The sequence below is a fragment of the Marinomonas vulgaris genome (assembly GCF_018145875.1).
Classification (GTDB): domain Bacteria; phylum Pseudomonadota; class Gammaproteobacteria; order Pseudomonadales; family Marinomonadaceae; genus Marinomonas; species Marinomonas vulgaris.
Genome location: NZ_JAGSSV010000005.1, coordinates 107,333 through 134,295, shown reverse-complemented (window position 1 = coordinate 134,295; position 26,963 = coordinate 107,333). Strand labels below are relative to the sequence as shown.

Sequence of the window (26,963 nt, the reverse complement as noted above, 5' to 3'; positions counted from 1 at the left end):
GACTTACATCAACCATGTCAGAAACGTCAAAACCAGGTAATTTCATTACCCAAATCATTGATAAAGATAACGAATCAGGTAAACACGGCGGCAAAGTACTGACCCGTTTTCCACCTGAGCCAAACGGCTATTTGCACATAGGCCATGCCAAATCCATTTGTTTGAATTTTGGTTTAGGCTTGCGTTACCAGGGTCAATGTAATCTTCGTTTTGATGACACTAACCCTGAAAAGGAAAGTGTGGAATACATTGAGTCCATTAAACATGATGTGGAGTGGCTAGGATTTGAGTGGAAAGACGAGCCAAAATTTGCCTCTGACTACTTTGATCAATTGTTTGATTTTGCTGTTCAGCTCATTCAAGCGGGTAAAGCTTACACGTGTGAATTAAATGCAGAGCAAATGCGCGAGTACCGCGGTACGTTGAAAGAGCCGGGTAAAAACAGCCCTTTCCGCGATCGTAGCGTTGAAGAAAACATGGCCATTTTTATGGACATGAAAAACGGCAAGTACAAAGACGGCGAAGTGGTGCTGCGTGCGAAAATCGACATGGCTAGTCCTAACATCAACATGCGTGACCCTATTGTCTACCGTGTTCGCCACGTTCATCACCACCAAACCGGTGATAAGTGGTGTGTTTACCCTATGTACGACTTTACTCACTGTTTGTCTGATGCGATCGAAGAAGTTACTCATTCTGTTTGTACACTTGAGTTCCAAGATCACCGTCCTTTGTACGATTGGGTGCTGGATACGCTGGGCACATTCCACCCGCAGCAAATTGAGTTTGCTCGCTTGAACTTGAATTACACAGTGACCAGTAAGCGCAAACTGAAACAACTTGTTGATGAAAAACACGTACAGGGATGGGATGACCCACGCATGCCGACCATTTCTGGTCTGCGTCGTCGCGGATACACAGCTTTGTCGATTCGTAACTTCTGTGATCGTATTGGTGTCACTAAGTCAGACAGTGTTGTTGACGTGGGTATGCTAGAACATGCGATTCGTGAAGACCTAGACGCCAGCGCTAATCGTGCCATGGTGGTGTTGAACCCGATTAAGGTGACGTTGACGAACTACCCAGATGACAAAGAAGAAATTTTCCAAGTGGGTAATCATCCGAAAAATGAAGACGCAGGCAAGCGCGATGTTCCCTTCAGCAAAGAGCTCTTCATTGATGCAGCCGATTTTGCAGAAGTGCCACCGCGTAAGTGGAAGCGTCTGACATTAGAAGGCGCGGTTCGTTTGCGTGGAGGTTATGTAATTACCTGTGATGAAGCGATTAAGAACGATGCCGGTGAGGTGGTTGAACTACTGTGCCGCTACGATGAAAACACTTTGGGCGTTAACCCAGAGGGCTATAAGCCTAAAGGTGTTATTCATTGGGTAAGTGCAAAGCATGCGGTTGATGCGACCGTGAATTTATACGATCGTTTGTTCATTAATGAAGCGCCAGACGCCAATTATGAAGACAAAACTTTCCTAGACTTTATTAACGCGGATTCTTTGTCTGTATTGACCAACGCCAAAGCAGAGCCGTCTTTGTTGGCGTCTGAAAAGGGTCAAGGCTTCCAATTTGAGCGCGAAGGGTATTTCTGTCGTGACTTAAAAGAAGAGGGTGTGGTCTTTAACCGCACGGTAACACTGCGAGATTCATGGGCGAAAATAGAAGCAAAAGGAAAGTAAGGGCATGTTAAAGATTTACAACACACAGACGGGCAAAAAAGAGATTTTCAAACCAATCGTGGACGGTAAGGTTGGCATGTACGTGTGTGGTAATACCGTGTATGACTACTGCCATATTGGTCATGCACGTGCGATGATTTCCTTCGATATTATTTCGCGCTTTATTCGCCATCTAGGCTACGATTTGAACTACATTCGTAACATCACCGATGTGGACGATAAAATTATCAAGCGTGCGGAAGAAAATAACGAATCTACCCAGTCTTTGACAGAGCGCATGATTGCCGCACAGCGTGAAGATGAGTTGCGTTTGGGCAACAAAATGCCAGATCGTGAGCCAAAAGCCACGGAATTCATGCAAGAAATCATCGACATGATTCAGGTGCTGATCGATAAAGACTTTGCTTACCAAGGCACGTCTGGCGATGTGTATTACCGAACCACCAAGTTTGAAAGTTACGGCAAATTAAACAATCGTAAATTGGATGAGATGCTAGCCGGTGCGCGCATCGACGTGGAAGCCGCGAAAGAGCATCCAGCGGATTTTGTGTTGTGGAAACAAACCAAAGTCGGTGAGGTGTCTTGGCCGTCCCCTTGGGGCGAAGGGCGACCTGGGTGGCACATTGAGTGTTCTGCAATGTCAACAAATTGCCTTGGCAGTCATTTTGATATTCACGGGGGTGGTCCTGATCTTAAGTTTCCTCACCACGAAAACGAGATTGCCCAATCCGAAGCCGCTACAGGTAAGGATTATGTGAACTATTGGATGCACTGTGGCGCGGTTCGTGTCAATAACGAAAAAATGTCCAAATCCTTGGGCAACTTTTTTACTGTGCGAGACGTATTGGCAAAATTTAACCCTGAGGTGATTCGTTACTTGATGGTGTCGAGCCAATATCGAAGCGCCATTGATTATTCAGACCAAAGTTTGCACGAAGCGAAAGTGGCATTAGAGCGCTTGTACACCTCGCTTCGTGATCAAGCCGTTGCTCATTCATATACGCCCACCGTTTTCACTGAGCGCTTCGAAGAAGCCATGAATGACGACTTTAATACGGCGGTTGCTGTATCTGTGTTGTTTGAATTGGTACGCGAGCTCAATAAAGCCAAAACGGAAGACGCTGAAAAAGCGACGTTGCTGGCGGCAGAGTTGCGAGGCTTGGCTGAGCTTTTAGGCTTGTTATATCAAGATCCAGAATACTTTATGCAAAACAGTACTTTTTCTGAAGGGTTAAGCGATACGGATATTCAGGCTTTCATTGAAGAAAGAGCGCAAGCGCGTAAAGATAAAAACTTTGCTCGCGGCGATGAAATTCGTGATGAGTTGTTGTCCCAAGGCATTGAGTTGCTAGACAGTCGTGAAGGCACAACTTGGACTCGAAGTTAATACGTTATTTGAAGCACAAAAAAAGGCGATGGAGACATCGCCTTTTTTATATGACTTTTAAACTGAATGAACCAGTTGCCTGTTTATTCTTTGTTTACTTTTACTGCCAACACGTCGCACGGTGCACCATGCAGAACGCCGTTTGCAGTAGAGCCAAGTAACAAGGCTAGACCATGGCGTCCATGACTACCAACAACAATCAAGTCGGCTTGTTTGTCTGTGGCGATGCGGTGGATTTCGCTTTCAATGCCACCTTGAGAAATGCAGCTTTCTAATACAGGAACGTCCAATTGCGACTCTAGAATAGCAATGCGTTCTTTAGCCGTTTCTTGTAATTGTGCCTGAATGTCGGTGATGTCGATTGGCACGTCGCCGCCATAGGCGTAATTAAGTGATTCAATGACGTGAAGTATGGTAAGTTCTGCGCCGGTTGCTTTGCATAGGGCTGCAGCTTTGTTTGCGACCTTGATGCTTTCATCGGTTAGGTCGATAGCGAGTAGAATTTTATTGTACATAATGGAATGCCTCCAAACTTGGCTCAATTAATTTTGTTAAAATTAGAGAAAACTGAAATATGACCACGCTTATTGTTGTCTTTATTACCTTGTCGCTGATGGGGTCTGCGTTGTGGATCTTGCCTCCTAAAAAAGAGCGCGAGCGAATGGCATTGCGTATGCAGGCTCGACAGCTTGGGCTTAACGTTCAGCTTACATCAATTGACCTCCCTGACAAGTGGGATAAGTCAAAGAACCGTGAAAAAACCGTCGCTTATGCGCTTTATCGACTGAAACCGATTGAGACCATCACAGCCAATGTTTGGCTTTTGCCCTACGAGGTGTGGAAGTACCATGATGTGATTGATGGCTGGTGGTCGAGTGAGCAATTGGATGCATCGGACGAGGTGAAAAAAGTATTGTCAGAATACGGTGACTTATTAACAGGCGTTCAGTTAACCGCAGACTCAGTGACCTTTTATTGGCGCGAAAAAGGAGACGCTTTGGCCTTGGAGGCGTTATCAATGCTGGTACACTCTCTTGTTGAATACAAGGGGAAGGCAATTTAACGCTTCTTCTATTAATCGAATCTATGATTGATGGAATATGGTGTTAGGAGTGTTTTGGTTGCGAGTTCTCTATATCGTGGAGTAATTCGCTCAAAACTTCTTCAGGATTGTCGCTTTCTTTCATCGCTGCAATTTTGGGAGATAAAATTTCTTTCATTCTATCGTTAATAAATGTCAGTAATATCTTCTTTTCGGGGCGCTCAACGGCATCTGCTTTTACATGAGATAAAATCACCCCATATAGAGTCTGCGCCACTCGCATATCGCCGTTATTAAAGTTTTTGTTGGCTTGAACAATCTGGCGATTTAATTGTGTCCATAAATTTAACCAACGTAAGTACTCGTAACAGGCTTGATAGTGTGTATTGCTGATTCGACCGCGGCGACGCAAAAAAAGCAACATTTTAGCGAGCTTAGTGAGTCGCTCTTTGTAATTGGTTTTTTCTTGAAAGCTCAGCAGTTCGGGCTCTGGATTAAACGTAATAGGGTCGGTATTACGGGCATCCTCGGCGGCCGCGATGCGAATTTCAATTTTTTCTGGATCATCAGAGTACTGGAGTAATTCTCTTAAAGTATCCAAGTAAAAGTCATAGAGTACGTCGGTTGCTATGGTGTCGGTGTTAATGTCTCGCAATCCGCGAATATGTTGCTCTACACGGTCTGCGCGGTTAGCAAATTGCATCTGTTTCACACGTCTTTGGGTTAGCTCTTTTTCTTTTTGGTGAGCACGAGAGCCAATAACAACAGAAATAAGTACTATGATGATTAAAAACGCGATGGTTAAGATTTGGAGGGTAGCCATGATTGTCCTTCAGCAGCGAATCCAGTATGTTAAATAAGAAATACGGCGTTCGGCAAGATTTAATGTGTGAAACAATACAGGGATAGCTTGTTATATAAAAGGTGTTTGCTTAATATCAGCGCCCCTAGAGATTAAACTTCGTGCAACGTGGATTTGCAGACCTACTTTATTAAAAGGCTTACACAGTTCAATGGGAAAATCACTGGTTATCGTGGAATCGCCCGCTAAGGCGAAAACCATCAACAAATATCTAGGCAACGATTTTATTGTTAAATCGAGTGTCGGACACATCCGAGATTTACCAACCGGTAAAACGGCTACCTCTACGCCTCAAGAACGTGCTAAGCAAGCCGCATTGACGCGCAAAATGAGTCCTGAAGAAAAGCTAGTTCACAGAACGACAAAAGCGCGTAAGCAGCTAATTGCCAAGATGGGCGTAGATCCAGAACATAATTGGAAAGCCCACTACGAAATATTACCAGGCAAAGAAAAAGTCGTTGACGAACTTAAACGCTTGGCTAAAAACGCCGACACCATCTATCTCGCGACCGATTTGGATAGAGAGGGTGAGGCCATCGCTTGGCATTTACGTGAAGCCATTGGTGGTGATGACAGCCGTTATAAGCGTGTGGTGTTTAATGAAATCACCAAAAAAGCCATTAAAGCGGCCTTTGAAACGCCTTCTGAACTGGATATGTACCGTGTAAACGCTCAACAGGCGCGTCGTTTTTTAGACCGTGTAGTGGGCTTTATGGTGTCGCCTTTGCTTTGGGCGAAAGTCGCTCGTGGTTTATCAGCGGGTCGTGTTCAGTCAGTGGCTGTGCGATTAATTGTTGAGCGTGAAAAAGAAATTCGTGCCTTTGTTCCAGACGAGTTCTGGGAATTAGACGCCATGCTGGCCACACCATCGAAAGAGGTGATTAAGTTTGCGGCTGCAAAGTATCAAGGCAAAGAATATCGACCGGTCAATCAGGCGCAGTCTGATGAGCATTTGGCGCGTTTGACAGACGCCAAATACTTGGTCAGCAGCCGTGAAGACAAACCGACCAGCAGTAAGCCATCAGCACCTTTTATTACTTCAACATTGCAGCAAGCCGCTAGCACACGTTTAGGTTATGGCGTTAAGAAAACCATGATGTTAGCCCAGCGTTTGTACGAAGGTGGTTACATCACCTACATGCGAACAGACTCGACTAACTTAAGTGCAGAAGCAGTAGAAGTGTTGCGAGGTTATATTCAGTCAAGCTTTGGCGACAAATACTTGCCTGAAGAACCGATTCGCTACAGCAGCAAAGAAGGCGCGCAAGAGGCTCACGAAGCCATTCGACCTTCTGATGTGACCATTCGTGTTGATGACCTTTTGGGTATGGAAAAAGACGCCCATCGCCTTTACGATCTTATCCGTAGCCAGTTTATGGCGTGTCAAATGACACCCGCTGAATACACTTCCACAACAATTACAGTGGCTACTGGAGAGTACGAGTTTAAAGCTAAAGGCCGTATTTTGCGCTTCGATGGTTACACTCGTGCGATGCAAACTGTAGTGAAGAAAGGTGAAGACAATATCTTGCCAGATGTGGAAAAAGGCGAGTATTTATCTCTTAAAGAATTGCTTCCAGAGCAACATTTTACTAAGCCGATTGCTCGATTCAGCGAAGCCAGCTTGGTAAAAGAGCTTGAAAAACGTGGTATAGGTCGTCCTTCTACCTACGCGTCTATTATTTCTACCATCCAAGATCGCGGCTACGTTCGTGTTGAAAATCGCCGTTTTTATGCTGAGAAAATGGGTGACATAGTGACTGAGCGACTGGTTAACAGCTTTACGTCGTTAATGGACTTCAGTTTCACCGCGCAAATGGAAGAGCAGCTTGACCACATTGCTGAAGGAGAGAAAGATTGGATTCAAACTTTGAATGCGTTCTATAAAGACTTCAGTTCAGTGTTAGCAAAAGCAGAATCGCCAGATGATGGCATGATGCTGAATGAGCCAACACCCACGGACATAGAGTGTCCAAAGTGTTCTCGGCCCATGCAAATTCGTACTGCCAGTACGGGCGTGTTTTTGTCTTGTTCTGGTTATGCTTTGCCTCCCAAAGAACGATGCAAAGCAACGATTAACCTAATCCGCGGTGATGAAGCGGTGGCGGTAGACGATGAAGAAGGCGAATCTAAAGCATTAATCAACAAGCAGCGTTGTAAGCTCTGTGGCTCTGCTATGGACAGCTATTTGATGGATGAACACCGTAAGCTGCATGTGTGTGGTAATAATCCTGCTTGTTCTGGTTACGAAGTGGAGCAGGGTACATTCAAAATCAAAGGCTACGATGGTCCTTTGTTGGAGTGTGATAAATGTGGCTCTGACATGCAGTTGAAAACGGGTCGTTTTGGCAAGTACTTTGGTTGTACAAATGAAGAGTGTAAAAATACTCGTAAATTGTTAAAGAGCGGCGAAGCGGCGCCACCAAAAATGGACCCTGTACCTATGCCGGACCTGGCTTGTCAGAAAGTTGAAGATCATTATGTGTTGCGTGACGGGGCAACGGGGCTGTTTTTGGCCGCCAGTCAGTTTCCTCGTAAGCGGGAGACTCGTGCGCCTCTGGTCTCTGAATTGCTGCCTTATATGGAGCAAATTGATTCTAAGTATCACTTTTTCGAAAAAGCGCCGATTGCCGATTCTGAAGGGCGTCCGACCATTATTCGTTACAGTCGTAAGACCAAAGAGCAATACGTTATGACGGAAGAAGAAGGCAAGCCAACAGGCTGGAAAGCGTTCTACGTTGGCTCAAAATGGGTTGTTGAAGAAGGCAAAAAGAAATGAGCAGTGCGAGTTTAGCCAGCCTTACCAATCAAAAGCTGGACACAGCAAGACGCCTCATTCAACAAGGCAAAGTCAGTGAAGAAGCTTGGCTAAACGTCGGCTTAGAAAGTTCGGCTATTTTCCAACTTAGAAGCGCATTGAATGGCTTGTTAAAAGAAGTGTCCTCGGCTTATTCATTGTCAGGTGGTTTAGATGTGACTCAGTTATTGGCTGAGACGCAAAAGAAAAGCATTGTTGTGCCTGTGTTGTCTGAACTTGCAGATTTAATGAGTCGTCCCGAGTCATGGTGTTCGCAACTTGAGCAAGCATACCTTGTTCAGTTTGAGTGTCGAGTGTCTATGTCAGCGGTGGTGAGTAGTGAAAATCTTATTGGTCGCGGTTCCGATGCGGGCGCTTCAGTTAGTTTGTATTTGGCGAAACTGGTGGAGTTGGTGTTGCGTTTTAGAGAAGAGTCATCAGAGTATTGAGTATGAAAGAGTCCTACCTAGAAATTGTTGAGCTGGAGAATGGTGACATTGTGTTGCGTCCAGCCAGTGAAGATGGAGAGGAAACGGTTCCTCTGGCCACGCTGACTATTTCAGATGATACACGGTCTTATTTAAAAGATCGTTACTTCGATTTGGCTAAGCATATGTTTCATGCAGGTATAGATTTTGTTTATTCCGACGAATCGTTTTTTGACGAAGACACCGATCACATAGATGACGACGAGTTTCGGCCTAAAATTCTTCATTGATATCTGGTCGGCTCACGATATAAAAAAGGCGAAACTTGTGTTTCGCCTTTTTGCTTGTTTTGTTTAGCTTGTGGTGCCGAAAAGATCAAATGCCTTGCCGTATAACTCCGACAGACAAGCCTTCAATAGCAAAGTCCTCACTTTCAAGGTCGACAATGATGTCGTTGAAAGCCTCGTTTTCAGGCTTCAAGCGAACGATCTTGCCTTTTTGTTCGAAGCGTTTGACGGTGACTTCGTCGCCAATGCGTGCCACGACGATTTGACCATTGCGCACCGTGTTGGTTTTGTGGACCGCGAGTAAATCGCCTTCCATGATCCCAACGTCTTTCATGCTGGTGCCAGACACAGATAAAAAGTAATCGGCCTTTGGTGAAAACATGTTGTCAGGTATGCTGACATGTGAGGCAATGTTTTCTTGCGCTAAAATAGGATAGCCTGCTGCTACTTTACCAATGACAGGTAAGCCCAGGTCTTGCTTAGGTGCTTCCTCATTTACGGGTTCAACAAGCCGAATACCTCGTGAGGCACCTGAGAGCATTTCTATCGCGCCTTTTTTGCAAAGGGCTTTTAAATGTTCCTCGGCGGCGTTCGGGGATTTAAACCCGAGGCGGCGTGCGATTTCGGCTCTGGTTGGTGGAAATCCCGTTTCATTAATAAATTCGCGAATGGTTTCTAGTACGTCAGATTGTCTTTTGGTTAATTTAATCATAGGGCATCTGGTTGTTTATACAGTAACTGTTATTATATACAGCATTCTTAACGATACTCAATAATATAAATGCTTTCAGACGAACTAAAAAAACAAATTCAGCTTGCATACCGTGCTTCATTGGATGCTAAATCCCATAAACCTAGAGCCGGACAGCGCCAAATGATAGGGGCTATCGCTCGTACGTTAGGCAATATAAAGCAAGGCTCAGAAGGTGAGCGGCTGGATGAAAAACACGTTGCTGTTATCGAGGCAGGTACGGGTACGGGTAAAACCTTGTCCTACTGCTTGGCGGCCATTCCTATCGCCAAGGCGCGAGGGTTAACCTTGGTCATATCCACCGCCACTGTGGCCTTGCAAGAGCAAATTCTTCATAAAGAATTGCCTAATTTGCTAGAACATACAGAGCTAAGTTTTAAGTACACACTGGCGAAAGGGCGAGGTCGTTATTTGTGTCTTAATAATCTAGAGGGATTTTTGAGTTCTGAAGAGCAAGCCATGGACGATATGTTTGCTGGCTTGTTTGAACAGCACTTAAGCTCCGATGATGTGAATACCCTTCTGTATCAAGAAATGGATGCGGCGCTTGGAAAAGGCGAGTGGGATGGAGACAAGGATAACTGGTCTGGTATTGTGCGCGAGCAAGACTGGCGACGCCTCACTACAGATCACCAGCAGTGCACTAATCGTAACTGCGCCAATTATTCAGCCTGCCCATTTTTCAAGGCGCGGGCTGAAATTGAGGTGGCTGATGTTATTGTTGCCAATCATGACCTTGTGTTGGCTGATTTGTCTCTCGGTGGCGGTGCTATTTTAACACCACCAAAAGAAACCATTTATGTGTTTGATGAGGGTCATCACTTACCAGACAAAGCCATTGGGCATTTCCGTCATGAGGTGCGCCTACAGCAAAGCATTACCTGGCTTCGACAATTGGAAAAAAACTTGGTTAATTTAAAGCAAGAGCTTACTGATGATGTTAGCTTGACGGGACAGTTGTTGCTTAAAATTCCTCAGCAAATTCAGACCATTGTGAATTTTATTCAATATTCTCAACAAGGGTTGGCGCCTTATATTCAAGGGCTGGGGCTTGATAAAGAGAACAACCAGCATAGATTTGAATTTGGCAAAATTCCCGACGAGCTGCGCCAGTTGGCGTATAGTCTGCAAACGGCCTATCAAAAACTCTTCAACAGCATTGAAAGCATTCAAGATGAATGCAAAAAAACCAAACAAAATGAAGGTATGGGCGTCACGCCAGAAACGGCGGAAACATGGCAGCCGATTTTGGGGGTGATTTTAGGACGTTTAGAGCAATGTGTCGGTCTGTGGCAATTGTATTCCACGGTGGACGATCAAAATTACCCGCCTAACGCGCGCTGGCTGGTGTTATCGGGTCAAGGCATGGAGCAGGATATCGAACTGGGGGCGTCTCCTATTCTGGCGGCCAACACATTACGTCAGCAGCTTTGGGATAAATGTTTTGGAGCGGTAGTGACATCGGCGACCTTGACGGCATTGAATCAATTTCATCGCTTTAATATGCGTTCTGGTGTGCCAAGAGATAGCGAGTACTTACGGGTGTTAAGTCCGTTTGATTTTCAGCAAAACGGTCGCCTAATTGTACCTGCTATGGACAATGAGCCGAATCGTGTTGAACAGCACACAGCGGAAATCGTAGCTTACCTGAATAAAAACGTTAACCCAGAATCTGGAAGCTTGGTGTTGTTTTCCTCTCGCCGACAAATGGAAGAGGTGGCTCAAGCCTTGTCGGCTGGTTTACAAGATATACTCTTGATGCAAGGGGAGCAGTCTAAGCGGGTGATACTGGATTCTCATAAGGCTCACATTGATGATGGCAAAGGCAGCTTATTACTTGGTTTAGCCAGTTTTGCTGAAGGGGTGGACTTGCCGGGGGACTATCTGACTTCGGTTTTCATCGCTAAAATTCCGTTTGCTGTGCCAGACGATCCTGTTGAAGCCACGCTTGCGGAATGGATTCAACAACGTGGCGGTAACCCCTTCATGGAAATCACCATTCCAGATGCGTCTTTACGGCTAGTGCAGGCGACAGGTCGCTTGTTGAGAAGTGAAACCGACGCGGGTGATATTCATATCCTAGATAAGCGTTTGCGAACAAAGCGTTATGGTTCTCAGTTGATAAGCAGTCTACCTCCTTACCGTTATCAATAAAGCAACTCAACAAAGCGTAAGCAAGGGGTGATAAAGCCACACCAATTAGGTACACTCCTTGCAAAGATTATCATCCTCAAAACACAATAGAAGCGTATAGATTCCAATATGGAAAAACAAACTCAAGAAGCTGCCACACAAACTACCACTAAACCCAAACGCACCCGTCGTAACAGCAAACGATCAAAAAATTCTGAACATCTGAATAATCATAATCAATCTTCATCTACAGACAATTCAGATGCGTCACCAAAAGCTCAAAACGCACCCAAAACAGCCAAAAGTATTTGGTCGATTGAAGATTTTCCTGTCGAGCCGGTTGAAGGTAAATTGCGCTTTCACGATTTAAACTTGCCCGACCGTGTTATCAAATCTATCGCAGAAATGGGTTTTGAGTACTGCAGTGAAATCCAAGCGGAAACACTACCGATGACTCTGTTGGGGTATGACATTATCGGGCAGGCACAAACAGGAACCGGTAAAACAGCCGCTTTTCTGATTGCCATGATCAGTGATTTCCTTGATTACCCACTAGAAGAAAAGCGTCCGAATAACTTTGCCCGTGGCTTGATTATCGCGCCAACTCGCGAGCTGGCCATTCAGATTGCCGATGAAGCGATCAAGTTGACCAGTAATTGCCATTTAAATGTGGTGACCTTGGTGGGTGGTTTAAGTTATGAAAAACAAAAAATCGCTTTGGAAACCGAGAATGTTGATATTTTGGTGGCAACACCCGGTCGGCTATTGGACTTCGCACGCAGTCGTAAAGTCCAGCTTGGTAAGGTCGAGTGTCTGGTTTTAGATGAAGCCGATCGCATGCTATCTATGGGCTTTATTCCCGATGTAAAGAGCATTATTCGTATGACGCCGCACAAAGAAAGTCGTCAGACCATGTTGTTTAGTGCGACTTTCCCGAAGGACATTCAAGCACTGGCTCAGCAGTGGACCTACTTCCCTAAAGAAGTGTCAGTGGTGCCTAAAGAAGCAACCAACCAAAACATTGAACAGGTGATTTACACGGTTGAAGCAGACCAAAAGTGGCCGGTATTGAAGCAGCTTATTCAAGAAAATGGTGGTCAGCGCACGATTATTTTTGCTAACCGCCGAGATGAAACTCGTGATTTGTACGAGCGTTTGCGTAAGGCCAACATTAACTGCGCTATTTTGTCTGGTGAAGTCGCCCAAGATAAACGCGTAAAAACACTGAAAAACTTCAAAGATGGTGTTATCCAAGTATTGGTCGCAACCGACGTTGCTGGGCGTGGTATCCATGTTGATAATGTACAGTTAGTGGTCAATTATGCTTTACCAGAAGACCCAGAAGATTATGTGCACCGTATTGGTCGAACTGGCCGTGGTGGGGAAACGGGTAAATCCGTCAGCTTTGCCAGTGAAGACGATGCCTTTATGATCCCAGAAATTGAAAAAGTAGTGGGTGAAAGCATTCGTTGTGAATACATGGTTGATACAACACGATAATACATAGCTTATCGTGAAGTGAGGCAAGATGAATTTAGAACATCACTTTGCACAACTGGGTGAGGCGTTTTCTGCGAAAACGCTCATTCAGCCTTTATCAGAACAGCGTTTGGTTGAGTTTAACCCTGCGCTGGCTGATTTTTTATCCATCGATTTTAAATCCGACGAAACCAAGCGCCAGTTAAGTGGCGAAGTGCCTGTGCCTGAGAGTCTTAGCATGGTGTACGCGGGTCATCAGTTTGGTGGTTTTTCACCACGCCTTGGTGATGGACGTGGTGTCTTATTGGGTGAAATTACTGGCTCAGATGGCCGTCTCTACGATTTGCACATGAAGGGGGCTGGCTTGACCCCGTTTTCTCGACGTGGTGATGGTCGCGCCGTTCTGCGCTCTTGTATTCGTGAGTACCTAGCAAGCGAGGCAATGTCCGCCTTATCTGTCCCTACTTCACGTGCTTTGGCACTTTATGATAGCCGTCAAGCGGTTTACCGAGAAACGCCAGAAGTAGGCGCAATGTTGCTGCGCACGGCTTATGGTCATATTCGTTTTGGTCACTTTGAATATTTTTTCTATCAAGGCAAACATGCGGAGCTAGATCAGCTTATCGACTATTGTCTACAGTATTATTATCCTGAGTGTTTAGATACTGATTCGCCACTTGAAAATATGCTGACAGAAGTAGTGAAGCGTACAGCTCATATGATAGCGAAATGGCATGTGATTGGATTTCAGCATGGGGTGATGAACACGGATAATTTTTCTTTCACCGGTGAGACTATCGACTATGGTCCTTACGGTTTTATGGAAGATTATGAGCCAGATTGGGTATGCAATCACTCCGATTATGAAGGTCGATATGCATTTTCACGTCAACCAGGTGTAGGGTTGTGGAATTTAAATTGCTTGTTGAAATGCTTCTCAAAACGTCTTGAAAAACATCAGCTCGTGAGCATTCTGGAACAGTATGAAGTAGAGTTGCAAGCACACTATAATGGGTTAATGCTTGAGAAAATGGGCCTTGTTTCTGATGCTAGCCTTCAAGCGGTATTGACGCCGCTGTTGACTATTTTGTCCGTTGAGAAACTCGACTATACGGTTTTCTTTCGTTTGCTAAGTCACCTCAAGCCAGATGAATTCACACCTTTATTAGACGAAGTTGTGGACAGGCAGCGTTTACAAGATTGGCTACTAAACTATCAAGCGGTGAGATTGGAAGAAGGACGTTCCTGGGAAGTGGTCAGTCAGTCGATGTTATCAGTGAATCCAAAGTTCATTCTGCGTAATTATCTGGCTCATGAAGCTATTCAAGCTGCAGAGCAGGGTGACTATTTATTATTTCGCCGATTGCTCAACGTGCTTAATCGTCCTTTTGAGGAGCACATAGAATCTGAGGCGTTAGCACAAAGGGCACCTAGTTGGGGTAAGTCGTTAGAAGTGAGCTGTTCTTCTTAGTCGCTAACTGCATTGTTCTTTCGCGGTCTTTTTTATTGGTGTTAATGTTTTTTGTCTTATTAACAAGGCGATCTTTCTAAGAGAAATCAAGAGTATGAAACATTCTGTTTGCGTATTAGGTGGTGGTAGTTTTGGTACTGTGTTGGCTAACATTATGGCTAAAAATGGTCACCAAGTTAGTCAGTGGATGCGCAATGAGCAACAAGTAGATGAGATTAATTTAACGGGGTTAAATAGCCGTTATTTACCCGATTCGCCCTTACATCAGGAGCTATTAGCAACCAGTAATTTAGAGCAGGCTATACGAGACAGTGACACTGTGTTTGTTTCTATTCCCTCTAAATCCTTTGAACAGGTGGTTAAGCGTATCGCACCCTTATTGACAGCGGATAAAATATTAATCAGTACAACAAAAGGCTTCAACCCTAACCATTTTGAGCTAATGAGCGATGTATTGCGTAGAAACCCATCTACTCAACATATTGGGGTATTGAGCGGCCCAAACTTAGCCAAAGAAATTGCCGCAGGGCAAATGACGGGTTCTGTTATTGCTAGTGCGGACGAACAGGTTCGTCTTCGCGTGATTGAATTGTTGAAGTCGCCGACGTTTCGACTGTATGAAAGTAGAGACAGCAAAGGTGTTGAGTTGGCCGGGGCGTTGAAGAATATTTATGCCATTGTATGTGGATTGGCTAAAGCGCTTAAGGTGGGTGAAAATACCATGTCGATGATTATGACTCGCAGTTTAGCTGAGATGAGTCGTTTTGCGGTACATTTTGGTGCCAATCCCATGACATTTCTGGGCCTGGCGGGAATGGGCGATTTAATTGCTACCTGTACATCACCCTTGAGCCGAAATTATCGTGTTGGTTTTGCCATAGGTTCTGGTCAGCCTCTAGCGGATGCTGTCGGAGGAATTGGTGAAGTAGCTGAAGGCGTGAACACTCTTAAAATGGTTGTTGAAGAAGCGCGCCGCAATGACTTGTATATGCCTTTAGCTGAAGGTTTGTCTAAATTGTTATTTGAGCACGCGACATTGGAATCTTTGATTGATTCAATGATGACGGGTGAGCAAAAATGGGATGTCGAATTTGCGACACATGAGGAGAAAGATAATGTCTAAGCCTGGCTATTCTGACCAAGGTTTTTGGTTTCGTGTGATTTTTATGTTGTTATTTTGGGTGATATTAAACATTGCTGTGACCGTGTTTGGTTTCTTGCTGGTATTGGTCAGTATGATTAAGTTTGGCTCTAAAACTGAGCCTGAAACTCTTGGTTCTTGGTTAAAAAGCATAGCTTTGTTTATTCGCCAGATTTTTTCTTTCTTGTCCTATCAAACAGAAGAAAAACCTTTTCCATTTCAACCATGGCCTCAATCAGGCACGGATGACAATGCGTAAACGACTGTATGTGTTAAGGCATGGCAACGCCCAAGCTTTTGGGTATGCAAAAGATGAGTTACGTGAGCTGACTGAATTGGGTGTGGCTGAGGTGAAAACCGCGGCAAAACAATTTAAGAGTCGGTCCGAAACCTTGGGTGCTGTTTTTGTCAGTCCTTTTGTCCGTGCGCAACAAACGGCGAAAATCTTTTTGGCTGAATTGGATACGTCTGTTGTCGTGGAGACTTGTCCTTTAATCACACCAGAAGCAAATAAGATTGAAGTGGCTACTTGGCTGGAAAAGCAGCCTTATGAGTCTGTGTTGCTGGTAACACATCAGCCTTTTGCTCATCACTTTGTGGATTATTTAGCTCAAGACCCTTTGCCGCTGAGCTTTGCTATGACAACAGCGAGCATTGCGGCTATCGAGGGAGAGTTTTTTGCCGGCGCGTGCTGTCAGTTGCGTTGGCATGCATCACCAACTTGATGCTTGTTTTGCTATCAGTATCGTCAGCGAATGGGTATTAATATTTGATCAATAAGGAAGCGGTGCCATATGGGGAATGAAATAGTTTATAAGCTTGCGCACACCGAGTTGGCCGGTGTTCAAACTTTACCTAAGCAAGCATCTGCAGTGAAAATTCTGTCTTTGCATGGTTGGCTTGATAACGCCGCCAGTTTTTCAAATTTGTCACCCCATTTAGCGAATTTTTCTCATGTTGCTTTGGACCTTGCTGGGCATGGTCTATCCCAGCATCGTCCAGCAGGTAGTTTTTATCATCTTTGGGATTATGTTTTAGACATGGTGTCTATTTTAAATCAGTCTAAACAAAGTGTTTGGTTGATTGGTCATAGCATGGGTGGTGCAGTTGCTATGTTGGTCGCTTCCATTGTGCCGGATAAGGTGCGTGGTTTGATTGTGCTGGATAATATGGGGCCACTGACAGGTACGCCAGATGACAGAGTGGTGACGCTTCATAGGGCGATTCACAAGATGACCAAGCACCGATTAGATAGGCAAACCAGTTATGGTTCCAAAGAAGAGATGGTAATTGCTCGTATGGAAGGCTTTACCCCTTTGTCCAATGCGGCTTCTCGTTTGCTTGTCGAACGTGGCGCTAAGCAAAATGCTGAGGGCGTGTGGACGTGGCGACACGACGGCAAACTGACTTTTCCTTCCCCGTTTCGTATGGACGAAGCGAGCGTGACGTCTTTTATCAAAGAAATTAAATGCCCTACATTGGCTTTAATTGCCAATGACGGTATTTACAAGAACAATCCTTCTCTGGTTGAGGCGCGTGCGGCCCAATTTCCTTGGATCAAACTGAAATGGCTAGATGGGAACCATCATTTCCATTTGGAGTCAGATACTTGCTTGTCTGTGGCTGTTGAAATTCAGCAGTTTATTGACCTCAACTAAGATGTAAATCCGATGTTTAATTGGGTAGTAGGACAATAATATGATTCGACTTCAAGGTGTGACTGGTTGGTTTTTTTCTGCTTTATTGTTGTGCGTTAGCGCGAACTCATTGGCCAGTGTGCTTGCGATGCAGCCTTATCGAGACGCTCAACTGGTAAAAAGCTATTCAAAAACTGATCAGTTAATGGAGGTGCCGTTAAGCAAAATCAGCCGCTCTGGTCGTGGTTGGGAGCCAGATACTGTGGTAAGGCTTCAAGGTGATTATTTTTCTTCTTTGTATAAAATAAACCGTAATATCTTGTTAACCGATGTTTATGCTCATTATCGCTCGCAAATGCTGTTAGGCGGTCGAACTGTGGTGTTTGAGTGTGAAAGCCGTAGTTGTGGTAGTAGTAATGCGTGGGCCAACGATTTTTTTGGCGATTATTTATTGTATGGTGCCGATCAGAGCCAATATTTGCTGGTGGTTAAAAATCGACAAGAAGTTTATCAGGTATTGTATCTGAATCGTCGTGGTGCGGGTGATGTGATGGTTCGCCTGGACGAAATGGCATCATCTCAGGCTAAGGATACTGAGTTCGAAATAGTGGCGCAGATGCCAATTCAAGACACACCAAGAATTCGTCGATTTTTGAATGACTTGCCGCCAGGTCAAATGGTGGTGGGCTTTGTTACTAGCGAATCAAGCGCGACAATGAGTGCTATTCAGTCTGGTGATCGCTGGATTAATCAAGTCTCTTCTGGGCTTGGCGCTCAATTGGTAGAAAAGGTACGTTTTATTAATTTGGCCGATCTTGGGCGTCCGTCTTTAGGCGTAGATCGCGTCTCATTTGTATATGCTCGGCCTTAGATGAGAGCAAAGTAAAGATGAAAAAGACGGTATCCTTGGTATTGGGCAGTGGTGCTGCTCGAGGCCATGCTCATATAGGTGTGATTCAAGCGATTGAAGAACGTGGTTATAAGATTGTCAGTGTGTCAGGTTGTTCAATTGGCGCCATTGTTGGCGGTGTCTTTGCAGCGGGTAAATTAGCCGAATACCGGGAGTGGGCTGAATCGCTAGATCGCATGAGTGTTCTTCGACTACTGGATATGTCGCTGTTAAACGGGGGCTACATTAAAGGCGAACGTTTTTTCGAAAAAATACACAGCATGATTGGTGAGCCAGATATTGAGTCTTTACCCATTGCTTATACCTCGGTTGCGGTGGACTTGTTGAATCAAAAAGAGTTTTGGTTTCAGCGGGGCGATCTTATCAATGCCATGCGCGCTTCTTCGGCGATCCCATCGCTTATTTCTCCTGTCAATTTGAATGGGCGTTTGTATGTTGACGGCGGGGTGCTTAATCCTTTGCCAATCATTCCTTCAGTGCCCGCGGGTGCCGATTATATAGTTGCGGTGGACCTGAATGGTCCGGCTCATACGGTACATGAGGATGTGAAAAAAGAAGAGGAGCATGAGTCATCTGCTTGGTGGCAAAGCGCCAAAGAATTTTTCTCAAAGGACGATAAACAAGAATTAGAGGAAGAGGTTGCTTACTCGCCGGTAAGCTGGGGCCGCTTGCAAACCATCAACATGATGTTTGAAACCATGCAGGAATCTCTAACTCAGTACAAATTGGCAGGGTATCCGCCCGATCTATTGATTTCGATTCCTAAAAATGTGTCTGGTTTTTACGAGTTCTGGCGAGCGAAAGAGCTGATTGATTTTGGCTACGATGTGGCGAAAAAAGCCCTCGATGAGCTCGAATCGCCATCGTCTATCTATTACTCTTTTCCAAAAGGCTACTGAGCCTATCTAAGAGGGTTAACGCCGTATACAGTTAGTAAGCGGCACAGTGAGATCAAAGGCAGCCCTATGAGGCTGTTGGGGTCTTCGCCTTCCATCTTTTCAAATAAGCAAATGCCCAGCCCTTCGCACTTAAAGCTGCCGGCGCAATTTAGCGGTTGTTCAATGGCTATATAGCGTTTGATGTCGGCTAATTCTAGTACTTTAAAGTACACATGGTACTTGTTGAGGGCGTATTCATAAGACTGGTCTTTTTCATTAAGCACACAAAGCCCAGTTAAAAAAGTGACGCGTTGGCCGCTGAAACGAGAAAGTTGCGCAATGGCGTTTTCTTCGGTGATGGGTTTGCCCAGGATGTCGTTCTCTAAAACAGCTACTTGGTCGGAGGCAATGATTAAGGCTTCAGCAGGTTTGTTTTGCTGCTGCCTTTCTTGGTGCACAGCGTGTGCTTTCTGAATGGGCAAGCGCTTTACGAGATCGATAGGTAATTCGTCAGTTTTTGCGGTTTCATCTATGTCAGGTGAATGGCATGAAAAGGGCAGCTGTAGTCGCTCTAATAGGCTTTTTCGGTAAGGAGAAGAGGAGCCGAGAATAAGTGTTGGGTGCATGTTTTTCACCGTTTGAATGGGAAGGTAGGTGGATTTTACGATTTTTTTTGACGAATAGGTCAAAAGAGTGAAAAAAACCACTTTCAGAGCACATAGACTTTGACATCAAGGCTGCTTGGCAATAGTATTCCTCGCCATGTTGAATGATACGTTACCTAAATATTTTGACCCTCGTAAATACGCTAGCCATGAGCAAGCGTTAGAAGGGTGCTTGCCCCTTAATCAATTTAAGGAGCTTTGTGCTATTTTAGCCTCTAATGAGGGTAATGCTTTTATTCATCTAGACTTTAGAGTTGATGAGGATAGGCGTTATATTGCTACCGGATCATTAACAGCTCAAGTGCAGGTTGTTTGTCAACGTTGTATGGGAGCGGTTAATCATGATTTGGCGTTAGATTTGTCGCTGGCGTTCGTTTATGACGAAGATCACGCTAAAAATCTACCAGATGATTACGATCCTGTTGTCATGACCGATGGTGAAGTAATCTTGGCAGATATGGTTGAACAAGAAATTATACTTGCTCTGCCTATCGTCGCTTATCACGAAGAAAGTGGTTGCAACCCAACAGCTGTAAAGTATGCCTCGTCTACCGATGACGCACCGGATGACGAAAAACCGAATCCATTTAGTATATTGGCCCAATTAAAGGCCAAGTAAAGTTAGGAGCTCCAAAAATGGCAGTACAAAAAAGTAAAGTAACTCGTTCACGTCGCGGCCAGCGCCGTTCACACGATGCTTTGACTGGACCAACTCTTTCTGTAGAAAAGACAACAGGTGAACTTCACCGTCGTCACCATATTTCTGCTGATGGTTTTTATCGCGGTCGTCAAGTTATCACCCCTAAAGGTGAGTAACTAAGATACCCATGATCAGGGTAGCTTTAGACGCGATGGGCGGGGACTTAGGTCCCCGCATTGCATTTGACGGTGCAGTAGAGATTCTTTCTCGTCATCAAGATGTCGTCATCACCATCTACTATTCCCCTTCGTTTGATTTGGCGCTTCCTATTCCTAACGAACGTCTATTGCTGGTTCCTTGCTCAGACGTAGTTGGCTGCGATGAAGAAATCGTCTTGTCTTTGTTTCGTCGTCGAAATAGCTCCCTGTATCAATCTCTTAATGCATTAGCGCAGAAATCATCCGATGTTGTGGTGACCTTGGGTAATACCGGTGCTATGGTGGCTTTGGCTCGTCATATTCTAGGTGTGTTAAAACCCAAGCTTTACCCTGCATTGATTCGTGAATTGTATTCGAACCCTTTGCGCTGTTTGGTAGATCTTGGTGCAAATGTTCATTGTCCGTCTTCTATGTTGGTGGGTTTTGCTGAATTAGGTGCGGCTTATGTTGAGGCATTGAGTCAGGAAACGCCAAAAGTAGGCCTATTAAATGTGGGTGTGGAAAGTACCAAGGGCAGTGCGGTAATCAAAGAAACCGATGCTTTATTGAGCCAGAAAACATGGCCGCTGTATTTGGGCTATGCTGAAGGGTCGGAGTTATTTGAGGGAGATAAAAATGTCATTGTGTGTGATGGCATGGTTGGTAATGCGGTACTGAAAGCGTCGGAAGGTTTGTTGTCCTTTTTGATGGGGCGTTTTAAAGGGGTAGCAGGAGCGTCTTCTTTGTTTGAGACTTTTTACCAAGATGAGCGTCGACATGGGGCCTGTTTGGTCGGTGTACGTGGCAACTTGGTAAAAGGTCATGGTTGTTCTGACTTGTCAGCAATGATTGGGGCGATTGAGTACGGAATTGATATTGCGCGAGCGGATTTGTGTTCTGCTATTGAGGCGCGTCTTTGTAATGAAGCGTTAGAGTCAGGAGAGTAAATGAGTACTAAATTAGCTTTTGTTTTTCCAGGTCAAGGATCTCAGCAATTGGGAATGTTGGCGGACATCGCAGAGAAACACGATATTATTGAGCAAACTTTCGCGCAAGCTTCGCAAGTGCTGGGTTACGATTTATGGAATCTTGTGCAGAATGACGCCGAGAAACTTAACCAGACAGATAAAACTCAGCCTGCATTATTAACCGCCAGTGTTGCTTTGTGGCGTCTTTGGGAGCAACAAGGCGGTGCTAAGCCTGCTTATGTTGCGGGTCATAGTCTGGGCGAATATTCGGCCCTAGTATGTGCTGGTGTGATGGCGTTTGCTGATGCCGTGGCTTTGGTTAAATTGCGCGGTGAGTACATGTTAGAAGCTGTGCCTGCAGGCGAAGGTGCAATGGCAGCGATCATTGGGCTTGATGATGAGAAGGTCATCAAGGCCTGCGAAGAGGCATCTGGTATTGTTAGTGCCGTGAATTTTAACTCGCCGGGACAAGTGGTGATTGCTGGTCATGTGGCCGCCGTTGAAGCAGCGATGGTAAAGGCGAAAGAGGCCGGCGCTAAGCGTGCGTTACCGCTTCCTGTCAGCGTACCGTCTCATTGTGAATTAATGGTTCCAGCGGGTAAAAAACTGGCTGAAAAGCTCGAATCCATTGAATTTAGCGCTCCTAGCTGCATTTTGGTTCAAAATGTGACAGCTCAAGCGGTGTCTGATCCTCAAACAATCAAAGCCAATTTGGTGGCTCAGCTCAGTGAGCCTGTTTTATGGACGCAATCGGTGCAATTGTTGTCTGAACTTGGTGTGGATACTACGTTTGAGTGTGGCCCTGGTAAAGTTTTGAGTGGCCTTAATAAGCGCATTGTAAAAGGGTTAGCGGCGTCTTCTTTAGGGGATGTGGCTGGTTTTGAAGCAGCCTTGTCTGCGTAACCATTGTGGTTTTGTTTAGTAAAATACATTGTTGGAGACAAGCATGAGTCTTGAAGGAAAAGTGGCTTTAGTAACGGGCGCTACTCGCGGTATTGGTAAAGCCATTGCAACAGCATTGGTTGAGCAGGGTGCGACGGTAATTGGTACGGCGACCAGCGAATCAGGTGCGCAAAGCATCAGCGATTATCTAGGTGATAACGGTAAAGGCTGGGTGTTGGACGTTTCTTCAAATGAGTCTGTAGATACTGTTATTAAAGAAATTACAGCAGAATTTGGCGCGCCAACTGTGTTGATTAACAATGCAGGCATCACTCGTGACAACTTGATGATGCGCATGAAGGCTGATGAGTGGGATCAGGTGATCAACACCAACCTTACCTCTGTATATCGCGTCACTAAAGCGTGTTTGCGTGGCATGACCAAAGCGAAATTCGGTCGTGTTATCAGCATCAGTTCGGTAGTAGGTTCAATGGGGAACGGCGGTCAAACCAATTATTCTGCAGCAAAAGCAGGGTTAGAAGGTTTTAGTCGTTCTTTAGCGGCTGAAATTGGATCTCGTGGTATCACCGTAAACTGTGTCGCGCCCGGTTTCATTGAAACCGACATGACCAAGGTTTTACCAGATGAGCACAAAGCAAAATTGACTGAAAAAGTGCCTGCTGCGCGTCTTGGTCAGCCAGAAGAAATTGCAGCCGCCGTGGCGTTTTTAGCGTCAAATGGGGCTGCTTATATCACTGGAGAAACATTACATGTCAATGGTGGCATGTATATGTCGTAATTTGAGTTGAATTTTAGAATTAATTCAACGAAAATACGTCTCCGGTTCATGTTGAGAATCACGCCTTTCAGGTGATCGAATTTTTATAATATGCTCACACTGAGCTGTTAATAAGTAAAGTAGGAACTTCTAATGAGTAGCATTGAAGAACGCGTTAAGAAAATCGTTTGTGAACAACTAGGCGTTAAAGAAGAAGATGTTGTTGCATCTGCTTCTTTCGTTGATGACCTAGGTGCCGATTCCCTAGACACAGTAGAGCTAGTTATGGCTTTGGAAGAGGAATTTGACACTGAAATTCCTGATGAAGAAGCTGAAAAAATCACTACCGTACAAGCAGCGAACGATTACATCAACGCTAACTTGTAAGCTATTGGTTAACTGAGTTTTCCGAAAAGCCGCTTGTATTTTTTACAGCGGCTTTTCTTATTTAACGGCTCTTAAGAGTTTGGGCGAATTGCTGGAGAAATCTTATGTCTCGTCGTCGGGTTGTAGTCACAGGAATGGGAATGGTGACACCCCTTGGCAATAACGTGAAAGATACGTGGGATAACATCTTGGAAGGCAAAAGTGGTGTATCGGAGATCACTTCTTTTGACGCTAGCCAGTTTTCCACTCGTTTTGCTGCGCAAGTTACCGATTTTGATGCGACTCAATACATGAGTGTTAAAGAAGCGCGCAAGATGGATCTGTTTATCCAATACGGCATCGCTGCGGCTGTTCAAGCCCTAGACGACGCCAACCTTAATGGCGATACTGCCGACTTGCAGCGTGTAGGTTGTGCTATTGGTTCAGGTATTGGTGGCTTGCCAATGATTGAAAAAAATCTTGAGCTGCTAAAAGAGTCAGGTCCAAAACGTATCTCTCCTTTTTTTGTTCCAGGCGCGATCATAAACATGATCTCGGGCCATGTTGCGATTCGTTTTGGCTTTAAAGGTCCTAATATTTCCATTGTGACCGCCTGCACAACAGGGACTCATAACATTGGCATGGCGGGCCGTATGATTGCCTATGGTGATGCCGATGTGATGATCGCCGGTGGTGCTGAAATGGCGATTACCCCACTGGGTATCGGTGGGTTTGGTGCAGCAAGAGCGCTTTCCACTCGTAACGACGATTATAAAACCGCCAGCCGTCCATGGGATAAAAGTCGCGAGGGATTTGTTATGGGCGACGGTGCAGGCATCTTGGTGCTAGAAGAGTACGAACATGCTGTCGCTCGCGGAGCGAAAATCTACGCAGAATTGGCTGGTTTTGGCATGAGCGACGATGCCTTCCACATGACGGCGCCGCCAGAAAGTGGTGAGGGCGCGGCTGCGGCTATGAGTGCGGCTCTTAAAGATGCCAAACTTAAGCCTTTAAATGTGGACTACATTAATGCACACGGCACCTCTACACCAGCAGGCGATCTGGCAGAAACTCAGGCTGTCAAAGCGTTAATGGGCGAAGATGCTTCGGATGTGGCCATCAGCTCGACCAAGTCGATGATAGGTCACCTGTTGGGTGCATCGGGTGCGGTAGAATCTATTTTCTCGATCCTTGCTATTCGAGATCAGGTAGCACCGCCTACGATTAACCTAGAAGAGCCAGGCGAAGGGTGTGATTTGAACTATGTCCCCATCACACCACAAAAACGTAAAATAGACGTGGTGTTGAACAATTCATTTGGCTTTGGTGGTACTAATGGTACCTTGGTATTTAAAAAGGTGTCTTAAAGTGACTGGGCGGTAACGGTAATCCCCGCCCAGTTGATTGTGCTGGTATTAATGGATGTTCGCTGGTGTTTCGCGCAAAGTCTGAATCTCTGTCGCAATATCGTAGGATTGATTTTGGCTATCGAGCTCGTATAGATGCTCTTCAAGCTGTTGATAGAGGGCAATTTCTTCGTCGCCAAGAAAATGCAAACACTCTCCACCAACAAACCACAAAAGTTCGCGTTTAATTAATGGTACAAGATTCGCGTAGCAGCGTATAAAGCGCGATAAGATATCTTGTGCTTCAAATGTGTAACTGTGGTTGTTTTCTTGAATGAGTTGCGTCAGATTGTCCCATTTTTCTAAGAAGTCGGTGTCCTCTTCTGCTAAATCGGTTTGATCAAAAGGAGTGTGTTCTGCCATTCGACCACGTAAGTCAGCAAAAGCGTCAAGTATGTATTTTGTGCGTGATTCCACGTAAAACCCTATTCAAGTTAGTCACTGTTTAGTCGGCAATGCCGTATGAGAACTTCAATTATGACATATGCAATCGAAATTAGAGACCTCAAAAAACGTTATGAAAGCGGCTTTGAAGCATTAAAGGGCGTGGATCTCACCGTAGAAAAAGGCGATTTTTTTGCCTTACTTGGTCCCAATGGTGCGGGTAAGTCGACCACTATTGGTATTTTATGTTCCTTAGTGAATAAAACATCGGGGCAGGTGTCGATTTTTGGCAAAGACATTGATCAGGATTTTGCCAAAGCAAAGCGTCATTTAGGCGTTGTGCCGCAAGAGTTTAATTTTAATGTGTTCGAAACTGTGTTCAATGTGGTGGTAACGCAAGCGGGCTTTTATGGCATCAGCCGAGCAGTAGCGGAAGGGCGCGCCGAAAAGTATTTGAAACAGTTGGATTTGTGGTCAAAAAAAGACGTGCAATCGCGTATGTTGTCAGGCGGTATGAAACGTCGACTAATGATTGCACGGGCCCTGATACATGAGCCGGATGTATTGATTCTGGATGAACCCACTGCGGGTGTGGACATCGAACTGCGTCGTTCCATGTGGGAGTTTATTAAAAAACTCAACGAGCAGGGTACGACCATTATTTTGACCACCCATTATCTTGAGGAAGCTGAGCAGTTATGTCGCAACATCGCCATCATCAGTGCCGGCGAAATTGTCGAAAACACCAGCGTTAAAGCCTTGTTAAAAACCTTGAATCAAGAAACCTTTATTTTGGACGTAGATACCCCAATTCCAACAGATTGGACAGTGACGAATTACGGGGTGGTGGTGAATCAAGATGGTACTTCGTTAGAAGTCGAAGTAACAAAAGGTCAGTCTATTAATGTGATTTTTCAGGCATTGGATGCGATTTCTGCCAATGTGGTGAGCATGCGCAATAAATCCAATCGACTTGAAGAACTCTTCGTTAAATTAATTAAAGGCTAATAGGATGAAAAACTCAGAAATTTGGATCGCCTTTTACACCATTTTAGTTCGAGAGATCCGTCGTTTTACGCGTATCTGGCCTCAAACTTTATTGCCTCCTGCTATTACCATGAGCTTATATTTTGCTATTTTCGGTAATCTGATTGGCGAAAGAATCGGCGAAATGGGTGGCTTTAGTTACATGCAATACATAGTGCCGGGCTTGATTATGATGTCGGTGATTACGAACTCTTATTCAAATGTATCGTCGTCGTTTTTTTCTGCGAAGTTTCAGCATAGCGTGCAAGAGTTGTTGGTTTCGCCAACACCGAATTGGGTGATTTTGCTCGGTTACACTCTTGGCGGCGTGTCTCGTGGTTTGTGTGTGGGCTTGATTGTGACGGTTTTATCGTTGTTTTTTACTCATATGGCGCTAGAAAGTTTGCTGCTCACCATAGTAGTGGTGTGTCTGACCTCAGTGATGTTTTCATTAGGCGGTTTTGTGAACGCCATTTACGCTCGAAGTTTTGATGATGTGTCGATCGTTCCGACCTTTATTTTGACGCCCTTAACCTATCTTGGTGGGGTGTTTTATTCGATCGACTTATTGCCAGATTTTTGGCAGACGGTTTCCATGCTTAACCCTGTTTTATACATGGTCAATGCATTTCGATTTGGTATTTTGGGCGTGTCCGACATCAACGTGTACTGGGCGTTGGTAATTGTGTGCGTGTTTATTGTGGTGTTGTTTGGGTTCGGACTGCGGTTACTGAATCAAGGCAAAGGTATTAGAAGTTAA

29 protein-coding genes are annotated in these 26,963 nt (G+C 45.0%); 24 read left to right on the top strand and 5 right to left on the bottom strand.

What is annotated here, in order from left to right:
* Positions 1-14: 14 nt before the first annotated feature.
* Both J9B83_RS06305 and cysS read left to right on the top strand, forming a co-directional pair.
* Positions 15-1,688, top strand: coding sequence for a glutamine--tRNA ligase/YqeY domain fusion protein (locus J9B83_RS06305; RefSeq protein WP_211535896.1), 1,674 nt, complete (start codon positions 15-17; stop codon positions 1,686-1,688).
* Between the two features lie 4 nt (positions 1,689-1,692).
* On the top strand, positions 1,693-3,075 hold the full coding sequence (gene cysS, locus J9B83_RS06300) for a cysteine--tRNA ligase (RefSeq protein ID WP_211535895.1): 1,383 nt from the start codon (positions 1,693-1,695) through the stop codon (positions 3,073-3,075).
* An 83-nt stretch (positions 3,076-3,158) separates the two neighbouring features.
* Here the strand turns inward: cysS and J9B83_RS06295 are convergent, their stop codons facing one another.
* On the bottom strand, positions 3,159-3,590 hold the full coding sequence (locus J9B83_RS06295; RefSeq protein WP_211535894.1) for a universal stress protein: 432 nt from the start codon (positions 3,588-3,590) through the stop codon (positions 3,159-3,161).
* Between the two features lie 59 nt (positions 3,591-3,649).
* On the opposite strand from J9B83_RS06295, the gene J9B83_RS06290 reads away from it, so the two are divergent.
* On the top strand, positions 3,650-4,138 hold the full coding sequence (locus tag J9B83_RS06290) for a hypothetical protein (RefSeq protein WP_211535893.1): 489 nt from the start codon (positions 3,650-3,652) through the stop codon (positions 4,136-4,138).
* A 43-nt stretch (positions 4,139-4,181) separates the two neighbouring features.
* Here J9B83_RS06290 and J9B83_RS06285 read toward each other — a convergent pair whose 3' ends face one another.
* Positions 4,182-4,940 (bottom strand): DNA topoisomerase I, encoded by a 759-nt coding sequence (locus J9B83_RS06285; RefSeq protein ID WP_211535892.1) that lies wholly within the window; start codon positions 4,938-4,940, stop codon positions 4,182-4,184.
* A 190-nt stretch (positions 4,941-5,130) separates the two neighbouring features.
* Here J9B83_RS06285 and topA point away from each other — a divergent pair, with 190 nt between their 5' ends.
* From topA to J9B83_RS06270, 3 genes are read left to right on the top strand one after another with little or no spacing between them, the layout of a single operon-like run.
* A complete protein-coding gene (gene topA, locus J9B83_RS06280) occupies positions 5,131-7,758 on the top strand; it encodes a type I DNA topoisomerase (protein ID WP_211535891.1) in 2,628 nt (875 codons plus the stop codon).
* The gene (locus tag J9B83_RS06275; RefSeq protein ID WP_211535890.1) at positions 7,755-8,225 is read left to right on the top strand and encodes a DUF6586 family protein; all 471 of its coding nucleotides are present in this window, start codon (positions 7,755-7,757) and stop codon (positions 8,223-8,225) included. Before topA ends, J9B83_RS06275 begins: the two co-directional genes overlap by 4 nt.
* 2 nt (positions 8,226-8,227) lie before the next feature.
* Positions 8,228-8,494 carry a hypothetical protein gene (locus J9B83_RS06270; protein WP_211535889.1) on the top strand — a complete coding sequence of 89 codons (267 nt, stop codon included), beginning with the start codon at positions 8,228-8,230 and terminating at the stop codon, positions 8,492-8,494.
* 85 nt (positions 8,495-8,579) lie between these two features.
* Here the strand turns inward: J9B83_RS06270 and lexA are convergent, their stop codons facing one another.
* On the bottom strand, positions 8,580-9,203 hold the full coding sequence (lexA, locus tag J9B83_RS06265; protein ID WP_211535888.1) for a transcriptional repressor LexA: 624 nt from the start codon (positions 9,201-9,203) through the stop codon (positions 8,580-8,582).
* Positions 9,204-9,272: 69 nt separating this feature from the next.
* Here lexA and dinG point away from each other — a divergent pair, with 69 nt between their 5' ends.
* From dinG to J9B83_RS06220, 9 genes are all read left to right on the top strand, one after another.
* Positions 9,273-11,396: an ATP-dependent DNA helicase DinG gene (gene dinG, locus J9B83_RS06260; protein WP_211535887.1), complete on the top strand. Its 2,124-nt coding sequence runs from the start codon at positions 9,273-9,275 to the stop codon at positions 11,394-11,396.
* 201 nt (positions 11,397-11,597) lie between these two features.
* Positions 11,598-12,875, top strand: coding sequence for a DEAD/DEAH box helicase (locus tag J9B83_RS06255; RefSeq protein ID WP_407944018.1), 1,278 nt, complete (start codon positions 11,598-11,600; stop codon positions 12,873-12,875).
* 28 nt (positions 12,876-12,903) lie between these two features.
* A complete protein-coding gene (locus tag J9B83_RS06250) occupies positions 12,904-14,325 on the top strand; it encodes a protein adenylyltransferase SelO (RefSeq protein ID WP_211535885.1) in 1,422 nt (473 codons plus the stop codon).
* A 94-nt stretch (positions 14,326-14,419) separates the two neighbouring features.
* Positions 14,420-15,448, top strand: a complete 1,029-nt coding sequence (locus tag J9B83_RS06245) for an NAD(P)H-dependent glycerol-3-phosphate dehydrogenase (RefSeq protein WP_211535884.1) — start codon at positions 14,420-14,422, stop codon at positions 15,446-15,448.
* Positions 15,441-15,725 (top strand): DUF4389 domain-containing protein, encoded by a 285-nt coding sequence (locus J9B83_RS06240; RefSeq protein WP_211535883.1) that lies wholly within the window; start codon positions 15,441-15,443, stop codon positions 15,723-15,725. Before J9B83_RS06245 ends, J9B83_RS06240 begins: the two co-directional genes overlap by 8 nt.
* Positions 15,718-16,191, top strand: coding sequence for a phosphohistidine phosphatase SixA (gene sixA, locus J9B83_RS06235; RefSeq protein ID WP_236037137.1), 474 nt, complete (start codon positions 15,718-15,720; stop codon positions 16,189-16,191). The genes J9B83_RS06240 and sixA overlap by 8 nt, the downstream gene beginning before the upstream one ends.
* A 69-nt stretch (positions 16,192-16,260) precedes the next feature.
* On the top strand, positions 16,261-17,124 hold the full coding sequence (locus J9B83_RS06230; RefSeq protein WP_211535881.1) for an alpha/beta fold hydrolase: 864 nt from the start codon (positions 16,261-16,263) through the stop codon (positions 17,122-17,124).
* Positions 17,125-17,164: 40 nt separating this feature from the next.
* Positions 17,165-17,974 carry a DUF4892 domain-containing protein gene (locus J9B83_RS06225; RefSeq protein WP_211535880.1) on the top strand — a complete coding sequence of 270 codons (810 nt, stop codon included), beginning with the start codon at positions 17,165-17,167 and terminating at the stop codon, positions 17,972-17,974.
* A 17-nt stretch (positions 17,975-17,991) separates the two neighbouring features.
* Positions 17,992-18,912 carry a patatin-like phospholipase family protein gene (locus tag J9B83_RS06220; protein ID WP_211535879.1) on the top strand — a complete coding sequence of 307 codons (921 nt, stop codon included), beginning with the start codon at positions 17,992-17,994 and terminating at the stop codon, positions 18,910-18,912.
* Positions 18,913-18,914: 2 nt separating this feature from the next.
* On the opposite strand, the gene J9B83_RS06215 is transcribed toward J9B83_RS06220, so the two are convergent.
* Entirely contained in the window at positions 18,915-19,517 is a 603-nt protein-coding gene (locus tag J9B83_RS06215; protein WP_211535878.1) for a Maf family protein, read from the bottom strand.
* 136 nt (positions 19,518-19,653) lie between these two features.
* On the opposite strand from J9B83_RS06215, the gene J9B83_RS06210 reads away from it, so the two are divergent.
* The 7 genes from J9B83_RS06210 to fabF all read left to right on the top strand — a co-directional run bounded on the left by J9B83_RS06210 (position 19,654) and on the right by fabF (position 24,754).
* The gene (locus J9B83_RS06210; RefSeq protein ID WP_211535877.1) at positions 19,654-20,175 is read left to right on the top strand and encodes a YceD family protein; all 522 of its coding nucleotides are present in this window, start codon (positions 19,654-19,656) and stop codon (positions 20,173-20,175) included.
* A gap of 17 nt (positions 20,176-20,192) precedes the next feature.
* Positions 20,193-20,372 carry a 50S ribosomal protein L32 gene (rpmF, locus tag J9B83_RS06205; RefSeq protein ID WP_072839128.1) on the top strand — a complete coding sequence of 60 codons (180 nt, stop codon included), beginning with the start codon at positions 20,193-20,195 and terminating at the stop codon, positions 20,370-20,372.
* Positions 20,373-20,383: 11 nt separating this feature from the next.
* Positions 20,384-21,340 (top strand): fatty acid synthesis protein, encoded by a 957-nt coding sequence (locus tag J9B83_RS06200; protein ID WP_211535876.1) that lies wholly within the window; start codon positions 20,384-20,386, stop codon positions 21,338-21,340.
* A complete protein-coding gene (fabD, locus tag J9B83_RS06195; protein ID WP_211535875.1) occupies positions 21,341-22,264 on the top strand; it encodes an ACP S-malonyltransferase in 924 nt (307 codons plus the stop codon).
* A 43-nt stretch (positions 22,265-22,307) separates the two neighbouring features.
* A complete protein-coding gene (fabG, locus tag J9B83_RS06190; protein ID WP_211535874.1) occupies positions 22,308-23,042 on the top strand; it encodes a 3-oxoacyl-ACP reductase FabG in 735 nt (244 codons plus the stop codon).
* 132 nt (positions 23,043-23,174) lie between these two features.
* Positions 23,175-23,408 (top strand): acyl carrier protein, encoded by a 234-nt coding sequence (gene acpP, locus J9B83_RS06185; protein WP_012069834.1) that lies wholly within the window; start codon positions 23,175-23,177, stop codon positions 23,406-23,408.
* A gap of 104 nt (positions 23,409-23,512) precedes the next feature.
* Positions 23,513-24,754: a beta-ketoacyl-ACP synthase II gene (gene fabF / locus J9B83_RS06180; protein WP_211535873.1), complete on the top strand. Its 1,242-nt coding sequence runs from the start codon at positions 23,513-23,515 to the stop codon at positions 24,752-24,754.
* Between the two features lie 48 nt (positions 24,755-24,802).
* On the opposite strand, the gene J9B83_RS06175 is transcribed toward fabF, so the two are convergent.
* Positions 24,803-25,210 carry a PA2817 family protein gene (locus J9B83_RS06175; RefSeq protein ID WP_211535872.1) on the bottom strand — a complete coding sequence of 136 codons (408 nt, stop codon included), beginning with the start codon at positions 25,208-25,210 and terminating at the stop codon, positions 24,803-24,805.
* Positions 25,211-25,270: 60 nt separating this feature from the next.
* Here J9B83_RS06175 and J9B83_RS06170 point away from each other — a divergent pair, with 60 nt between their 5' ends.
* The gene (locus J9B83_RS06170) at positions 25,271-26,185 is read left to right on the top strand and encodes an ABC transporter ATP-binding protein (protein WP_211535871.1); all 915 of its coding nucleotides are present in this window, start codon (positions 25,271-25,273) and stop codon (positions 26,183-26,185) included.
* A gap of 4 nt (positions 26,186-26,189) precedes the next feature.
* Positions 26,190-26,963 carry an ABC transporter permease gene (locus J9B83_RS06165; RefSeq protein WP_211535870.1) on the top strand — a complete coding sequence of 258 codons (774 nt, stop codon included), beginning with the start codon at positions 26,190-26,192 and terminating at the stop codon, positions 26,961-26,963.

What these genes read in the sequence shown, in the direction of transcription:
- J9B83_RS06225 (WP_211535880.1), top strand. Translation starts at nt 17,165, where the DNA reads ATGATTCGACTTCAAGGTGTGACTGGTTGGTTTTTTTCTGCTTTATTG.
- fabF (WP_211535873.1), top strand. Translation starts at nt 23,513, where the DNA reads ATGTCTCGTCGTCGGGTTGTAGTCACAGGAATGGGAATGGTGACACCC.
- J9B83_RS06305 (WP_211535896.1), top strand. Translation starts at nt 15, where the DNA reads ATGTCAGAAACGTCAAAACCAGGTAATTTCATTACCCAAATCATTGAT.
- topA (WP_211535891.1), top strand. Translation starts at nt 5,131, where the DNA reads ATGGGAAAATCACTGGTTATCGTGGAATCGCCCGCTAAGGCGAAAACC.
- J9B83_RS06295 (WP_211535894.1), bottom strand. Translation starts at nt 3,590, where the DNA reads ATGTACAATAAAATTCTACTCGCTATCGACCTAACCGATGAAAGCATC.
- J9B83_RS06245 (WP_211535884.1), top strand. Translation starts at nt 14,420, where the DNA reads ATGAAACATTCTGTTTGCGTATTAGGTGGTGGTAGTTTTGGTACTGTG.
- sixA (WP_236037137.1), top strand. Translation starts at nt 15,718, where the DNA reads ATGCGTAAACGACTGTATGTGTTAAGGCATGGCAACGCCCAAGCTTTT.
- J9B83_RS06170 (WP_211535871.1), top strand. Translation starts at nt 25,271, where the DNA reads ATGACATATGCAATCGAAATTAGAGACCTCAAAAAACGTTATGAAAGC.
- lexA (WP_211535888.1), bottom strand. Translation starts at nt 9,203, where the DNA reads ATGATTAAATTAACCAAAAGACAATCTGACGTACTAGAAACCATTCGC.
- rpmF (WP_072839128.1), top strand. Translation starts at nt 20,193, where the DNA reads ATGGCAGTACAAAAAAGTAAAGTAACTCGTTCACGTCGCGGCCAGCGC.
- J9B83_RS06270 (WP_211535889.1), top strand. Translation starts at nt 8,228, where the DNA reads ATGAAAGAGTCCTACCTAGAAATTGTTGAGCTGGAGAATGGTGACATT.
- fabD (WP_211535875.1), top strand. Translation starts at nt 21,341, where the DNA reads ATGAGTACTAAATTAGCTTTTGTTTTTCCAGGTCAAGGATCTCAGCAA.
- J9B83_RS06215 (WP_211535878.1), bottom strand. Translation starts at nt 19,517, where the DNA reads ATGCACCCAACACTTATTCTCGGCTCCTCTTCTCCTTACCGAAAAAGC.
- J9B83_RS06165 (WP_211535870.1), top strand. Translation starts at nt 26,190, where the DNA reads ATGAAAAACTCAGAAATTTGGATCGCCTTTTACACCATTTTAGTTCGA.
- dinG (WP_211535887.1), top strand. Translation starts at nt 9,273, where the DNA reads ATGCTTTCAGACGAACTAAAAAAACAAATTCAGCTTGCATACCGTGCT.
- J9B83_RS06230 (WP_211535881.1), top strand. Translation starts at nt 16,261, where the DNA reads ATGGGGAATGAAATAGTTTATAAGCTTGCGCACACCGAGTTGGCCGGT.
- J9B83_RS06275 (WP_211535890.1), top strand. Translation starts at nt 7,755, where the DNA reads ATGAGCAGTGCGAGTTTAGCCAGCCTTACCAATCAAAAGCTGGACACA.
- J9B83_RS06285 (WP_211535892.1), bottom strand. Translation starts at nt 4,940, where the DNA reads ATGGCTACCCTCCAAATCTTAACCATCGCGTTTTTAATCATCATAGTA.
- cysS (WP_211535895.1), top strand. Translation starts at nt 1,693, where the DNA reads ATGTTAAAGATTTACAACACACAGACGGGCAAAAAAGAGATTTTCAAA.
- J9B83_RS06220 (WP_211535879.1), top strand. Translation starts at nt 17,992, where the DNA reads ATGAAAAAGACGGTATCCTTGGTATTGGGCAGTGGTGCTGCTCGAGGC.
- J9B83_RS06290 (WP_211535893.1), top strand. Translation starts at nt 3,650, where the DNA reads ATGACCACGCTTATTGTTGTCTTTATTACCTTGTCGCTGATGGGGTCT.
- J9B83_RS06210 (WP_211535877.1), top strand. Translation starts at nt 19,654, where the DNA reads ATGTTGAATGATACGTTACCTAAATATTTTGACCCTCGTAAATACGCT.
- J9B83_RS06200 (WP_211535876.1), top strand. Translation starts at nt 20,384, where the DNA reads ATGATCAGGGTAGCTTTAGACGCGATGGGCGGGGACTTAGGTCCCCGC.
- fabG (WP_211535874.1), top strand. Translation starts at nt 22,308, where the DNA reads ATGAGTCTTGAAGGAAAAGTGGCTTTAGTAACGGGCGCTACTCGCGGT.
- acpP (WP_012069834.1), top strand. Translation starts at nt 23,175, where the DNA reads ATGAGTAGCATTGAAGAACGCGTTAAGAAAATCGTTTGTGAACAACTA.
- J9B83_RS06240 (WP_211535883.1), top strand. Translation starts at nt 15,441, where the DNA reads ATGTCTAAGCCTGGCTATTCTGACCAAGGTTTTTGGTTTCGTGTGATT.
- J9B83_RS06250 (WP_211535885.1), top strand. Translation starts at nt 12,904, where the DNA reads ATGAATTTAGAACATCACTTTGCACAACTGGGTGAGGCGTTTTCTGCG.